The following is a 14,611-nucleotide window of genomic DNA, read 5'->3' as shown; positions in this document are numbered from 1 at the left end:
GGCACAGGTGCCCAGTTTCAAGCACACAATCTGTGAAGGGCTTTGGGGATCAGTCGAGGAAAAGATAATCCAACTGCATGATGGCTTGGGCTTTGTCTTCGCCAACCCCAAGAAACCTGGCAATAACCGCTTCGTTCTCGGCGCGCGGGGCCGTTTCCCGCAGGCGCAGGTAATTGTCCAGCCGGGCGGCGCGGATCCGTTCGGATTCATAGCCTAGATCGTTGCGAAGGGTCGGCAGCAAGGAAGCAACGGTTTCCGTTGGACTGTTGTCTCCGGCCAGCCCGACGCGACGCGCGTGGCCGATCAGATAATCGTCCGAGTATTCGCATTCGATCTCAAGCACGTGGGTTTTGGCCTGGTCGCCGCAGAAATCCTCGAGCGCGTCAAGATTGGCCGGGTCAAGGCACAGCACCAGCTGATCCGACCCGAAACTGTCGAACAACAGGTGCAGAACGGCGCGCCGGTGACGAGAGCGCTTGGTCAGTGTGGATTCGATCCCGCCCAGGTCCGGCAGCAACGTGTTTTCTTCGTTGAACAGGTATTCGACGCAAGGAATATCCGTTTCAGATGCGATCTGATCGACAAGACGTTTGGCGACATGCCATTTCTTGCAGACGATCACGAACAGTTCCCGTTCCGGGCCGAGTACGCTCCCGGCTTCCCAGAAGCGTTGTCCGAACCGGCGGCCGATGCGTCCGCGACCGGTGAGAAACGCGTACAGATTGCGCCCCTCGTTCGAGATCGGGAAATCGACGCCCTCACTTGCATAGAGCGAACCGAGCCGGGCCTTCAACTCATGCGCCTCGGCGCTGATCTTGCGTGCGAACAGATAATCCTGGCCCAGCAACATGTCATAGTGGTCATTGTAGAACGTGACCGGCATTCCATAGTCCGAAAACATCAGGAATGTCGGCGTTCGGTTTTCAATCTCGTTTTTCGGGATCAGGTGACGCACCAGCGTCTGAAAGAAGGTTTCATCAGGGATCCACGTGGTCGAAAAAAACCGTATCACATCCCGGCGCTGGCGCAGGAAATCCAGAATCATTTCGACGGTTCTGCGACGCAGGCACCACCATTGGCTGCCGATCATCATCTGAATGTCCTGGGGGATGTCCCGCGTCAGACCGAAGCGCTTCTGCAATTCATAGGCGGCATAGAACAGCTTGGACTGCGTACGTTCGTTGAAGTAGTGGCGATAGATCAACCGGTCTTCTTTCATGCCGGTCTTGATCCAGTTGCTGTCAAAGAAATCGTGGCTTTCGATGAAATCCTTGTCGTGATCGTCGAGGTAACGGTGCGTGTATTCAGCGGTTTTGATCGCCATGCAGTCACCCGACAGCATGTAGAAATGCGTGGCGCGGGGGAAGGTTTCCACGGCGGCTTGCAGGGCGTTCAGCGTGGCCTGCACCAGCGACCATTCTCCCCAGCCGCATCTGACGCGCTTTTTCGCAAAGGTAACATTGGGGTTCTGATCCAGTGCGGACCGAATGCGCTCATAGGCTTCGGTGCTGGCGCTGGCGTCAAAATGGATGGCCATGCAATCGCCGACAGCTGTCAGTTGTTCGGCCTGAGCAATGATGGCCTCAGGGTCCTTGTGACACAGCAATATATAGGCGACTTTTGCCATAGAGATAACGCAATATCCGTTTCTGCCTGATTTCAACCGTGATACTGAGGATGAACGATTGAATAAACAGAATAATTTTGGTTCTTTGTAACCAAAAGCTGGCGTATCGCATCGAGACTTGGCCAGCGGAGGAGGCACAGCAGATGGGGTTTCCCGGTACCTGGATGACCGAGAGCGAAAGCATGGTGTACCGTGTGGTGCCCAAATGTGCCTGCTCGACCATTGGTCAGATCATGTATTTTTCGGATCACGGTCAGTTCTTTGACGGTGATATCCATGATGCCAAGGACGGCATGCACAAATGGGCATTTGATCAGAGCCAGAACCTGATCTCGAACAACGTGCGCAATCACGCATCCTATTCGTTCACTTGCGTGCGCAATCCCTACACCCGCATTCTCAGCTCATTCTTTGACAAAATCTGCGGCATTCAGCGCAACGGCAAGAGATACCGCGGCAATCTGGTGCCGACGCTGATCTACAACTACGGGATCGAAGTGGGCGGCGACGATGGCAAAGGAGAGTTTGACCAGATCGCCAGCTTCCGCCGGTTTCTGCTGTTTGCGCGTGATACGATCCGGTGGCGGCGCCCGATGGACCCGGACATTCACTGGTCTGCGATGTCAGGCCACGTGTCCACTTTCATCGTGAACGGCGGTCACTATGACCGGATATTCTGGACAGAAGCGTTCAATGACGGGATGCAGGATGTTCTGGACAATGTCGAGCTGAAGCACCCGGTCAAATTGTCCGAGATCCCACGGTTCAATGAATCCGAAGGGCACGGGCCAAAACGTGCGCATCCGGTCGAGGACTACTTTGACGATCTGTCAATGCATCTGGTCTACGAGATCTACAAGCAGGATTTCGAGCTGTTCAAATACGACTTCGAAAACCCGGCCAACAAGATGCCGATCGGCGAAATCGATCTGGACGAAATCCACGCCAAACTGGGCGACTGACCGTGGGGTGCTCCCGCCCGTCGTCGATTTTTCTTGCGAAACATCTCCTCCGGTTGGGCCCGGCGCCGCGCGTTGCGCGGCGCCGGGCCCAAGGCCAAACGTGGCATCAGCAAAGCTGATGGTGCGATTTGGGCGCGGGAGTTCTTGAAGACGGTCGAAATCCCGGCTCGCCGCCTCAGCAAGCCGGTCCCGCAGGCGCTCAGACTTGGCGAACAGCCCCTTTTGCTGCGCTGGTCGTCAGCTTTGCATAGGCCTTGAGCGCAGTGGACACCTTGCGTTTGCGGGGCGCGGCGGGCTCCCACCCCTTTGCGTCCTGTTCCGTGCGGCGGGCGGCCAGCTCTTCGTCTGACACAGCCAGATGAATGGTGCGGTTGGGGATGTCGATCTCGATCGTGTCGCCATTCTGCACCAGGCCGATCTCACCGCCTTCGGCCGCCTCGGGTGATACATGTCCGATCGACAGGCCTGATGTGCCGCCCGAGAAACGACCATCGGTCAGCAACGCGCAGGCTTTGCCCAGTCCTTTGGACTTCAGATATGACGTCGGATACAGCATTTCCTGCATCCCCGGACCGCCGCGCGGGCCTTCATAGCGGATCACCACCACGTCGCCTTCTTTTACCTTGCCGGTGAGAATGTCGTTGACCGCCTGATCCTGACTTTCGCACACGTAAGCCGAGCCAGTAAACTTCAGGATATTGGCGTCCACGCCAGCAGTTTTCACGATGCAGCCGTCGCGGGCGATATTGCCGAACAGAACGGCCAGACCACCATCCTGGCTGAACGCGTGTTCTTTCGAGCGGATCACGCCGCCTTCACGGTCGGTATCCAGTTCCTTGTACCGGTTCGACTGGCTGAACGCCTGTGTGGTGCGCACGCCGCCGGGGGCGGCTTTGAACAGCTCCTGCGCCTTGGGATTGTTGGCGACCTTGATGTCCCAGTTGGCGATCGCTTCGCCCATCGTGGCGGAATGCACCGTGTTGCATTCCTCGTGCAGCAGGCCTGCGCGGCTGAGCTCTCCGAGAATCGAGAAGATACCTCCGGCGCGGTGGACGTCTTCCATGTGCACATTTTCGGTGTTGGGCGCGACTTTGCACAGGCAGGGAACGCGGCGGCTCAGGCGGTCCATGTCGGTCATGGTGAAATCAACGCCACCCTCATGCGCGATCGCCAGCAGATGCAGAACCGTGTTGGTCGATCCGCCCATGGCGATGTCGAGGCTCATGGCGTTTTCGAATGCTTCGAATGTGGCAATCTCGCGTGGGAGAAAACCTTTTTCATCCAGATCGTAGTGGCGCTTGGTGATCTCGACGATGCGGCGACCTGCCTCAAGGAACAGCTCTTTGCGGTCGGCATGTGTCGCCAATGTCGAGCCGTTGCCCGGCAGGGCCAGGCCCAACGCTTCGGCCAGGCAGTTCATCGAGTTCGCAGTGAACATGCCCGAACAGGACCCGCAGGTCGGGCAGGCATTCTCTTCGATGTGCTGAACCTGTTCGTCGGTGAATTTGTCGTCTGCCGCGGCCACCATCGCATCGACGAGGTCGATTTTCTTGGCATCCAGATCAGCGATATCGATCTTGCCGGCCTCCATCGGCCCGCCCGAGACAAATATGGCCGGGATGTTCAGGCGCATCGCGGCCATCAGCATGCCGGGGGTGATCTTGTCGCAATTCGAAATGCAGACCATCGCGTCGGCACAATGCGCGTTGACCATGTATTCGACCGAATCCGCAATGACTTCGCGCGAGGGCAGCGAATACAGCATGCCGTCATGGCCCATGGCGATGCCGTCATCCACCGCGATCGTGTTGAATTCTTTTGCAACGCCACCGGCGGCCTCGACCTCGCGCGCAACCATCTGGCCCAGGTCCTTCAGGTGGACGTGACCGGGCACGAACTGGGTGAACGAGTTGACGATGGCAATGATCGGTTTGCCAAAATCATCGTCTCCCATGCCGGTGGCACGCCAAAGGCCGCGTGCGCCAGCCATGTTGCGGCCATGGGTTGAGGTTCTGGATCGGTACAATGGCATGATGCTGTTTCCCTGTTGCCTCGGGTTGCATGTCTTGGGGTTCGTACGTTATAGCGCACGTACCACATGTGCGCTATAACGCACAAGAGGATTCGCGGGACGATGAGATGGACTCTGACGAAATAACGCTGAAACTGCGAGACGTGCGTGCGGCATCGGGCCTGAGCCTGTCGAAAGTGGCCGAGATGACGGGCGTGAGCAAAGCCATGCTGGGGCAGATCGAGCGCGGCGAATCCAGCCCGACCATCGCAACACTGTGGAAAATTGCCAAGGGGTTTCAACTGCCGCTCAGCGCGTTGATCGATACGATGAATGGGGATCCTTCGGTTTTTCAGACCGTCACTTTCCCCGGCTCGATCGAGGTCAAGATCGTCTTTCCCTTCGATCCCGCTCTGGGGGCCGAGACATTCCACGTCAACCTCACACCGAACCAAAGCCACGAGTCGCCCGCCCACGCGACAGGCGTGACCGAGGAGGTCTTTGTTCTGAACGGCACGCTTGAGATCCTGCGCGGAGACGAGTGGGTTTCCCTACAGGCCGGGCAGGGGTTGCGTTTCGCGGCGGATCTCCCGCACGGGTATCGCGCCGGTCCAAAGGGGGCGGCCTTTCTGAACATGCACCATTACGCCCAACACACCGAGTTTGTAGAGAACGGCAAGGCCCATTCATGACCGCATTTTTCGACAGTCTGACCATCGTTGACGCCATCGGCTCTTTCGGGGCCCTGATCGTGGTCGCCGCGTATTTCGCGACACAGATGCGGATGATGAACTCGGATGATCTGGCCTTTCCGGTGATCAACCTGGTTGGCTCGGTGCTGATCGTCTATTCCCTGCTCCAGAATTTCAATCTCGCATCGATGTTGATCGAGGGGTTCTGGATTCTGATCAGCCTCATTGGGATTATCCAACATTTCCGCCTGCGCAGCGCCAGGTGAGCGCTATCCAGCCTTGAACCCCTATGCTGCCGGGTATAGGGAAAAATCAAGCGCGCTTAGGGGAGGCTTTGATGCAGGACGATCCAAAAACCCTCGTATCCACCGATTGGCTGGCCGCGCATATAAAGGATCCGGATCTGCGGATTCTGGACGGGTCGTGGTACTTGCCCGCGCAAAATCGTGATGCAAAGGCCGAGTATGATGCAGGCCACATCCCCGGTGCGCGGTTCTTTGATATTGATGAGATATCTGATCACCGTTCCGACTTGCCGCACATGGCGCCTCCGGTCGAGAAATTCATGTCGCGCCTGCGCGCGATGGGGGTGGGCGATGGTCATCAGGTCGTGGTCTACGATGGCGCCGGGCTGATGTCGGCCGCGCGGGTCTGGTGGCTGTTCCGTCTGATGGGGCAGGAAAACATCGCGGTTTTGGATGGTGGATTCCCCAAATGGCAGGCGGAAGGGCGCGAGGTTGAAGACCTGCCGCCGGTCATCCGTGATCGTCATATGACCGTTCGGGTGCAAAATCAGCTTGTCCGGGACGTCACGCAAGTGTCCGCCGCCGCCAAGCTGGGTGATCATGAGATTATCGACGCCCGCTCGGCCAGCCGGTTTTCCGGGGCCGAGGCCGAACCGCGCGAGGGGCTGCGCTCGGGGCATATCCCGGGTTCACGCAATGTCCCCTTTGGCCAGTTGCTGAACGCCAATGGCACCATGAAGTCGCCGGAAGAATGCCGCGCCATATTCGAGGCGGCGGGCGTCGATCTGTCGAAACCGGCGATCACTTCGTGCGGGTCCGGCGTGACTGCCGCGATCCTGAGCCTTGCGCTGGAGCGCATGGGCAAGAAAGACCACTCGCTTTATGACGGCTCATGGGCTGAATGGGGTGCCTTCCCGACCCTGCCCGTCGCAACCGGAGAGACCTGATGTTCGAGAACCTGAAACCGCAGCCTGCCGACAAGATCCTGGCGCTGATGCAGATGTACCGCGAAGACCCGCGCGATCAGAAGATCGACCTGGGTGTCGGCGTCTACAAAAACGCAGAAGGCATTACCCCGGTCATGCGCGCCGTCAAAGCGGCCGAGCAGCGCATCTGGGAAGAGCAGGAAACCAAAGCCTATACCGGGCTGGCCGGCGACCCGGCCTATGTGGATGCGATGATCGGTCTGATCCTCGGCACCTCGGTTCAGCGCGGCAATATCGCGGCCGTGGCGACACCGGGCGGCACCGGCGCCTGCCGTCAGGCGTTCGAGATGATCCGCATGGCGAACCCGTCGGCCCGCGTCTTCGTGTCGAACCCGACATGGCCGAACCACTTGTCGATCCTGAACTACCTTGGGATTGAGACGGTTCAATACCGCTATTTCGATGGTGACACACGTGGCGTCGATTTCGACGGCATGATCGAAGACCTGAAGACCGCCAAGGCGGGTGACGTGGTTCTGCTGCACGGTTGCTGCCACAACCCGACCGGCGCCAACCTCAACATGGTTCAATGGCAGGAGGTCGTGAACCTGATCAACGCACTTGGCCTCGTTGCAATGATCGACATCGCCTATCAAGGCTTCGGCGATGGTCTGGAAGAGGATGCGCAAGCAACACGTCTGGTCGCGTCTTCGGTCAAGGAATGCCTGATAGCGGCATCATGTTCGAAGAATTTCGGCGTGTATCGCGAACGCACCGGTTTGCTGATGGCCATCAGCGCCGATGCCGGGCAGACCGCTTTGAACCAGGGTACATTGGCATTCCTGAACCGCCAGAATTATTCCTTCCCGCCCGATCACGGCGCACGTGTTGTGACCACGATCCTGATGGACGAAGCCCTGCGCGCCGACTGGATGGCCGAACTGGAAGAGGTGCGTCATTCGATGCTGGGCCTGCGTCGCCAACTGGCCGATGAACTCCAGCGCCTGAGCGGCTCGGACCGCTTTGGTTTCATCGCCCAGCACCGCGGCATGTTCTCGCGTTTGGGTGCGGCCCCGGAACTGGTCGAGAAACTGCGCGTTGAACACGGCATCTACATGGTCGGCGACAGCCGCCTGAACATCGCCGGTCTGAACGCGGCAACCGTGCCGATTCTGGCCAAGGCCATCATTGACGTCGGCGTCTGACTATCAGACATTCCCAAACAAGAAACCCGGGCACGAATGCCCGGGTTTTTTTGTTTTGGTTGAAGTGGGCTCAGCCTTTCGAGAACTCGGGATAGGCTTCCATACCCAGTTCGCCCATGTCGAGCCCGTTGATCTCTTCTTCCTCGCCGACCCGCAGGCCGACGGTGGCCTTGAGGATCGAGAACAGGATGAAGCTGACCACGAAGACGAAGAGACCGATGGCCGCGAAGCCGATGATCTGGGTCACGAAGGACGCATCACCGTTGGTCCATGCCACGATAAAGGTGCCCCAGAAGCCTGCGATCAGGTGAACCGGGATCGCACCGACCACGTCGTCGATCTTCATGCGGTCCAGCATCGGAACGGTCAGGACAACGATCACACCGCCGATTGCGCCAATGATCAGTGCCTGAAACAGCGACGGTGCCAGTGGTTCAGCGGTGATTGACACCAGCCCGGCCAGCGCGCCGTTCAGAACCATGGTCAGGTCAACCTTGCCGTACATCACCTGCGTCAGGATCAGAGCGGCGACGGCACCGGCGGCAGCGGCCATGTTGGTGTTGGCGAAGATACGGCTGATATCGGCCATGTCACCGATCGTGCCCATTGCCAGCTGCGAACCGCCGTTGAAACCGAACCAACCCAACCACAGGATGAACGTCCCCAGGGTTGCCAGCGCCAGGTTCGAGCCGGGGATGGGCACAACTTTTCCCTCCTTGTTGTATTTACCGATACGAGGGCCCAGGACGATGGCACCGGCCAGAGCGGCGAAACCACCTGCGGCATGCACCAGGGTCGAGCCGGCGAAGTCGCTGAAGCCCATCTCGGACAACCAGCCGCCACCCCACTGCCAGGACGCTTCGATCGGGTAGATGATGCCCGTCAGGACGATCACGAAGAAGAAGAAGGGCCACAGTTTGACGCGCTCGGCCATGGTGCCCGATACGATGGACGCGGTGGTGGCGCAGAACATCAGTTGGAAAAAGAAGTCTGAACCGACCGACGCATAATCCAGCGCGGTTTCGGTGTTGGCCAAACCAACCGGCTCGAGCGACGTTGGCGAGAACGCGCCCAGAATGCCTGTGATGGTCCAGCCATCACCGGGGTACATCAGGTTGAAGCCGACCAGCCAGTACATGATGGCCGCAAAGGAAAACAGGCCCATGTTCTTGACCAACTGCATGGCCACGTTTTTCGAACGCACCAGACCGGCCTCGAGCATGGCAAAGCCCGCGGCCATCCAGAATACCAGAAAACCGCCGACCAGAAACAACAGCGAAGTCAGGATGTATTGCGTATGCTGTGCGGTCTCGCCTGCGGCCTCTTGCGCCAGGCCCATCTGCGGCAGCGCGGCAATCGCGGCGGCAGGGATGAGAGATTTCATCAGGTTCATGTGTCTTCCTCGAATGAGTGTGATTGGGCGCGCTTTACAGCGCGTCCTCGTTGGTTTCCCCGGTCCGCACGCGCAGCGCCTGCTCGACATCGAGGACGAAAATCTTGCCGTCGCCGATCTTGCCGGTCTTGGCGGTTTTGGTGATGGTCTCGACGATCTGGTCGGTCATCGCGGCGGGCACCACGATTTCCAGCTTGATCTTGGGCACGAAGTTCACCGCGTATTCGGCCCCCCGATAGATTTCGGTGTGGCCGGATTGCGAGCCGAAGCCCTTGATCTCGGTCACCATCATGCCGCGCACGCCGGCCTCGGTCAGTGCTTCGCGCACCTCCTCCAGCTTGAACGGCTTGATTGTCGCAATGATCAGTTTCACGTCTTTCCCCTCTGGTTCTCCGGTGGAGCCGGTTTGTTTGCACCCGCAGAAAAATGCGCGACTGAACGTGGTAAGAAACGGCTCTTGGGGGCGAAAGGGCTGCCAAATGGTGAAAAGTTGCACATTTTTTGCACATGTCGGGTACATTGATTAAATAACAGGCGGTGTTGTGAGGGGAATTTTCGGAAAATCGGACCTCTACATACTCAGGTCAGCGGGGTATGGTGGCGCAAAAGAAAAACCGGGCAGAGTTTGAGCATGACTGAGTCCAAGCGACGCAAGCCGAAATTGGTTGCGGATAGAAGGTACCCGTCAAAGGGCCGTAAACCGTCGGCGTCCAAGCGCCCGGCGGGCAAGAAGGCAACGGCCCGCAAGACAACCACGCGCAAAACCGCGCGCAAGAAGACGCGCAAGAGATCGGGCGGCAAGGGCGGCGGGATCTTGCGTCGCTTTTTCCGCTGGGTCTGGCGTATGGTCTGGGGTCTGACCTGGCGGGTTGGCGCAGTTGTGGCCATTGTGATCGCTTTGGCAGTGGGCGTCGTCTATACCTCTTTGCCGGACCTGGATGCCTTGTTGGACGGGCGTGCGCGCGGGTCGGTCACGCTGCTGGACCGGGACGGCAAAGTGTTTGCGTGGCGCGGCGACCAGTTTGGCGGGGTGATCACGGCTGATACGGTGTCCCCGCATCTAAAAAACGCCGTCATCGCGACCGAGGACAAACGCTTCTATCGCCATTTCGGTGTCAGTCCGCGCGGTGTGGCAAGCGCCGTACGCATCAACCTGAGCGAAGGGCGCGGCCCGTTGTCCGGGCATGGCGGGTCAACCATAACGCAGCAAACGGCCAAACTGCTGTGTCTGGGCGTGCCTTATGATCCGACTGAATGGGAATCCGAGGCTGCCTATGAATCCGATTGTCGTCAGGGATCACTGTGGCGCAAGGCCAAAGAGGCTGTTTACGCAATGGCGATGGAGGTGAAATACTCCAAGGATGAAATTCTGACCATCTACCTGAACCGGGCTTTCCTTGGTGCAGGCGCGCGCGGGTTCGAGGCCGCAAGCCAGCGATACTTTGGCAAGTCCGCGGCCGAAGTCTCGCCGGCCGAGGCAGCGATGCTGGCCGGCCTGCTGGTTGCGCCCACACGCTATGCGCCGACGAACAATCTGCAACGGTCTCAGGACCGGGCCCGCCTTGTGATCGGTCTGATGGAGGATCAGGGCTATCTGACCACTGCGCAGGCCAGCGAAGCACGAGCGCGACCTGCGCAACTGTCCGAGGCGGCGGCTGCGCGGGCCGGGGGGTACTTTGCGGATTGGGTCATGGCCAGCGGGCCCGAGTTCTTTACCCGCAACACGACCGAAGATGTGGTGATCCGGACGACCTTGGATCAGCGCATCCAGACTTCTGCGGAAGAGGCGCTGAAATTCATCTTTCAGGAAAAAGTCCGCGAAGGATCAAAGGCGCAGGCGGCCATTGTCGTGATGTCGGCCGACGGCGCGGTACGTGCCATGGTTGGTGGGCGCAAAACACGCGTGTCTGGCGCGTTCAACCGGGCGACACAGGCGCTGCGTCAGACGGGATCGTCGTTCAAGCCGTTCGTCTATGCCACCGCGCTGGAACTGGGATATTCGCCGCTGGATACGGTGATGGATGAACCCTATTGCGTCGATATTCCGGGGTCAGGCCAGTGGTGCCCCAAGAACTATACCAACAAGTATTATGGGCGGGTGACCTTGGCCGATGCGCTGAAAAACTCGCTGAACATACCGGCGGTGAAAGTGGCCGAGATTTCCGGCCTGGACAATGTTCGGACGGTCGCCAGCGGCTTTGGGATTGCCAGCGACCTGGCACAGGGGCCCGCGCTGGCGCTTGGTGCCTCTGAAAGCACGTTGATCGAGATGACCGGCGCATATGCGGGTATCCTGAATGGCGGGTCACAGGTTGAACCTTATGGGCTGACCGAACTGAAGCTGCTGGGCGACGAAACACCTGTCATGGTCACGACAACCGGTATTGGCGAGAGGGTCATCAATGAAAAGGCTGCCAAACAGCTGACCTGGATGATGGAACGTGTGGTCTCTGAAGGAACCGGCGGGCGAGCCAAATTGCCCGGCTGGCAGGTGGCGGGCAAGACCGGAACGACCCAGGCCGCGCGCGATGCGTGGTTCATCGGGTTCACGGCGGATTATGTGGCCGGGGTCTGGATGGGATATGATGACAACACGCCTTTGTCCGGCGTAACCGGGGGCGGGTTGCCTGCCGAGATCTGGAAGGAAACCATGCTGCGCGTGACCGAGGGGATGACACCCACACCCTTGCCGATGATGGCGCCGGAACCACCGGTTCAGGTCGCCCAGCCGCAGCCCCGCCGAAAGCGCGGAGGTTTTGCCAATGACATCAACAATCTGCTTAAGAACATTTTCGGCGGCAACTAAAGCAAACTCGAAAAACTGAAACAAGAAAAAGGCGGTGCACCGGGCACCGCCTTTTGTCATTCACTCTTTTTCGTGACTTAGACGCTTGCGTCCAATGCAGACAGGATCGCGTCGCCCATTTCGCTGGTCGACACGGGCTGAACGCCCTCATCCGCCAGCAGATCGCCGGTGCGAACGCCGTCGGCCAGAACTTTCTCGATCGCAGCTTCCAGCCGATCCGCTTCCTCGCCCTGATCAAAGCTGTAGCGCAGAGCCATCGCAAAGCTGAGGATACAGGCGATCGGGTTGGCTTTGCCCTGACCTGCGATATCGGGGGCCGACCCGTGTACGGGCTCGTACATCGCCTTGGGGCGTCCATTGGCCATCGGAGCGCCCAGCGACGCCGACGGCAACATACCCAGAGACCCGGTCAGCATCGCGGCGCAGTCCGACAGGATGTCGCCGAACAGGTTGTCGGTCAGGATCACGTCAAACTGCTTGGGTGCGCGCACCAGCTGCATGGCACCGTTGTCGGCGTACATATGGCTCAGTTCGACCTCGGGGTAGTCAGCGGAAACGCGGTTGACGACTTCGCGCCACAGGATGCCCGATTCCATCACGTTGGCCTTTTCCATCGAGCACAGTTTTTTGTTCCGGCGCATCGCCAGTTCAAAGGCCGAGCGCGCGGCGCGTTCAATCTCGGATTCGGTGTAGCGCTGGGTATTGATGCCAACGCGTTCATTGCCTTCCTCGAAGATACCGCGCGGTTCACCGAAATAGACGCCCGAGGTCAGTTCGCGCACGATCATGATATCCAGACCGGCAACGATGTCTTTCTTCAACGACGAGAAATCGGCCAACGCGTCAAAGCACTGGGCCGGGCGCAGGTTCGAATACAGGTCCATTTCCTTGCGCAGGCGCAGCAGGCCGCGCTCGGGCTTGAGGCTGAAATCCAGATCGTCGTATTTCGGTCCGCCAACGGCGCCCAGCAGAACCGCGTCGACCTCTTGCGCCTTGGCCATCGTCTCATCGGACAGAGGCTTGCCGTGGGCGTCATAGGCGGCACCGCCGACAAGGTCCTCGCTCACGTCAAATTGAAGACCGCGATTGGCGCCGAACCAATCGATGATTCTGCGCACTTCGGCCATGACTTCCGGGCCAATTCCGTCTCCGGGCAGGATAAGGAGCGAAGGGTTGGACATGAAGGGTCTCCTTGCGTTTTGTTGCACAGGGCCTAGCGTCTGCGTTGCATCGGGTCAATGAGACGAACCTGCCAAAACAGAAGGAAAACACATGCTGACTCCTGGAAATCCGGTTCCTGCGCTGAAAATCGAAACTGTTGCCCATGGCAGCTTTGATCTTGACGCGGACAAGGGCGAAAACGGGACGCTGGTGATTCAATATCGCGGGCTGCATTGCCCGATCTGCATCAGGCAGATGGCCGAGGTCGAAGCGGCGCTGGATGACTTTGCGGCGCTGGGCGTCGAGGTCATCATGATCACCACCGATCCAGCCGAGCGCGCGACGCAAGCCGCCGACAAAGCCGGAGCGTCGCGCCTGCGTGTGGGTCACAGCCTGCCGCTGTCTGCTGCGCGCGACGATTGGGGACTGAACATCTCGATCAAGCGCGAAGGCAGCGCTGAACCGGACCTGTTCGCAGAGCCCGGGCATTTCTACATCGCACCCGACCGGACGCTGTACTATGCGTGGCAACAGACCACGCCTTTCGGTCGCCCGTCCATGGCGGATATTGCGGGTGGTTTGAAGTTCACTCTGGGCAACAACTATCCCGCGCGCGGCACTTATACCGGCCCTCTTTGATCGTCAGAGACTGGCTTTGAGCCCTTCGGCCAACAAATCCCAGACCCTGCGAATGCGTGGGGTCTGGCGCATGGCCTGAGGTGCGGCCAGCCACACCGGAAGAATCGGGATGTCCACATCCAGCGGCAGGATTTCCACGTCGGGGTCGGCTTCGGCAACCTGTACCTGACTGAAGCCTATGCCACAGCCCGCCCGGATCAGTTCCCAATAGGCGCTTTGCAGGTCACAGCGGGTGGCAAAGCTGTCGCGGCTGGCGGGCCATCCCTTTTCACGCATGGCCTTGATGATTTCCTGGTTCGCGTCAAAACCCACCAGGTCATGCGTAAACAGTTCTTCCGGCGTCTTGGGGCGCCCCTTCCGGTCCAGATAGGACTTGGCGGCACAAAAACACAGCGGCACATCCCCGAGATAGCGGGAAATGAGATCCACCTGAGCAGGGCGATACATACGCACGGCGATATCCGCCTCGCGATAGAGCAGATTCTCGGTGGTGTCGGTGGCCACCAGTTCAAGCTGTATCGTGGGTTCCTGCTTGCGGATGGACGCCAGTATCGGTGGCAGCAGGTGATGCGAGGCAAAGACCGATGCGGTGATACGCACCGAGCCTTCAAGCTGTTGCGATTGCCCCGCGGCGGCAAGACTGAACGCGGTCATGGCGCTGTGCATCTGCTGGGCCATCGGCAAAAGCTGTGAACCCGCTTCGCTGAGCTTCAGACCGCGCGCGTGGCGATCGAAAAGCGAGACACCCAGCTCGTCCTCGAGATTTTGAACCTGTCGCCCCAAAGTGGGTTGGCTGCGATTGAGATGCCGTGCGGCGGCAGACAGCGATCCGGTCTCGGCCACGGCCAGAAAGCACTGGATCAGAGACCAATCTGCATGTGTCAGTGCTTTATCCATTCATAAATGAATACACGTTCTGCGTTCTGCGGCAATTCCTTGCGCGA

General features: G+C 59.2%; 13 protein-coding genes. 7 read left to right on the top strand and 6 right to left on the bottom strand.

Going from position 1 to position 14,611, the window contains the following annotated elements; all coding sequences use genetic code 11:
- Positions 1-49: 49 nt before the first annotated feature.
- The gene (locus tag AC2FFD_RS12115; protein WP_496873164.1) at positions 50-1,627 is read right to left on the bottom strand and encodes a DUF5928 domain-containing protein; all 1,578 of its coding nucleotides are present in this window, start codon (positions 1,625-1,627) and stop codon (positions 50-52) included.
- 143 nt (positions 1,628-1,770) lie between these two features.
- Between AC2FFD_RS12115 and AC2FFD_RS12110 the strand changes: the two genes are divergently transcribed.
- Positions 1,771-2,589 (top strand): sulfotransferase family protein, encoded by an 819-nt coding sequence (locus AC2FFD_RS12110; RefSeq protein WP_496873163.1) that lies wholly within the window; start codon positions 1,771-1,773, stop codon positions 2,587-2,589.
- Positions 2,590-2,788: 199 nt separating this feature from the next.
- Here the strand turns inward: AC2FFD_RS12110 and ilvD are convergent, their stop codons facing one another.
- Entirely contained in the window at positions 2,789-4,621 is a 1,833-nt protein-coding gene (gene ilvD / locus AC2FFD_RS12105) for a dihydroxy-acid dehydratase (protein ID WP_425079403.1), read from the bottom strand.
- Between the two features lie 107 nt (positions 4,622-4,728).
- Here ilvD and AC2FFD_RS12100 point away from each other — a divergent pair, with 107 nt between their 5' ends.
- The 4 genes from AC2FFD_RS12100 (at position 4,729) to AC2FFD_RS12085 (ending at position 7,668) form a co-directional block, all read left to right on the top strand.
- Positions 4,729-5,292, top strand: a complete 564-nt coding sequence (locus tag AC2FFD_RS12100; protein ID WP_496873162.1) for a helix-turn-helix domain-containing protein — start codon at positions 4,729-4,731, stop codon at positions 5,290-5,292.
- The gene (locus tag AC2FFD_RS12095; RefSeq protein WP_170345742.1) at positions 5,289-5,558 is read left to right on the top strand and encodes a CBU_0592 family membrane protein; all 270 of its coding nucleotides are present in this window, start codon (positions 5,289-5,291) and stop codon (positions 5,556-5,558) included. The genes AC2FFD_RS12100 and AC2FFD_RS12095 overlap by 4 nt, the downstream gene beginning before the upstream one ends.
- A 71-nt stretch (positions 5,559-5,629) precedes the next feature.
- Positions 5,630-6,484 (top strand): 3-mercaptopyruvate sulfurtransferase, encoded by an 855-nt coding sequence (gene sseA / locus AC2FFD_RS12090; protein ID WP_496873161.1) that lies wholly within the window; start codon positions 5,630-5,632, stop codon positions 6,482-6,484.
- Entirely contained in the window at positions 6,484-7,668 is a 1,185-nt protein-coding gene (locus AC2FFD_RS12085) for an amino acid aminotransferase (protein ID WP_496873160.1), read from the top strand. The genes sseA and AC2FFD_RS12085 overlap by 1 nt, the downstream gene beginning before the upstream one ends.
- A 70-nt stretch (positions 7,669-7,738) precedes the next feature.
- Here AC2FFD_RS12085 and AC2FFD_RS12080 read toward each other — a convergent pair whose 3' ends face one another.
- On the bottom strand, positions 7,739-9,061 hold the full coding sequence (locus tag AC2FFD_RS12080) for an ammonium transporter (protein ID WP_496873159.1): 1,323 nt from the start codon (positions 9,059-9,061) through the stop codon (positions 7,739-7,741).
- A gap of 34 nt (positions 9,062-9,095) precedes the next feature.
- The gene (locus AC2FFD_RS12075; RefSeq protein ID WP_170345738.1) at positions 9,096-9,434 is read right to left on the bottom strand and encodes a P-II family nitrogen regulator; all 339 of its coding nucleotides are present in this window, start codon (positions 9,432-9,434) and stop codon (positions 9,096-9,098) included.
- Between the two features lie 258 nt (positions 9,435-9,692).
- Between AC2FFD_RS12075 and AC2FFD_RS12070 the strand changes: the two genes are divergently transcribed.
- Positions 9,693-11,867 (top strand): transglycosylase domain-containing protein, encoded by a 2,175-nt coding sequence (locus AC2FFD_RS12070; RefSeq protein WP_496873158.1) that lies wholly within the window; start codon positions 9,693-9,695, stop codon positions 11,865-11,867.
- Positions 11,868-11,944: 77 nt separating this feature from the next.
- Here the strand turns inward: AC2FFD_RS12070 and leuB are convergent, their stop codons facing one another.
- Positions 11,945-13,048, bottom strand: coding sequence for a 3-isopropylmalate dehydrogenase (gene leuB, locus AC2FFD_RS12065; RefSeq protein ID WP_171120093.1), 1,104 nt, complete (start codon positions 13,046-13,048; stop codon positions 11,945-11,947).
- Between the two features lie 91 nt (positions 13,049-13,139).
- Between leuB and AC2FFD_RS12060 the strand changes: the two genes are divergently transcribed.
- Entirely contained in the window at positions 13,140-13,667 is a 528-nt protein-coding gene (locus AC2FFD_RS12060; RefSeq protein WP_496873157.1) for a redoxin domain-containing protein, read from the top strand.
- A 3-nt stretch (positions 13,668-13,670) separates the two neighbouring features.
- Here the strand turns inward: AC2FFD_RS12060 and AC2FFD_RS12055 are convergent, their stop codons facing one another.
- Positions 13,671-14,564, bottom strand: a complete 894-nt coding sequence (locus AC2FFD_RS12055; protein WP_170345734.1) for a LysR family transcriptional regulator — start codon at positions 14,562-14,564, stop codon at positions 13,671-13,673.
- Between the last annotated feature and the right edge of the window lie 47 nt (positions 14,565-14,611).

The sequence above is a fragment of the Ruegeria sp. YTSC002 genome (genome assembly GCF_059609845.1).
This window is presented reverse-complemented; position numbering and strand designations above follow the sequence as displayed.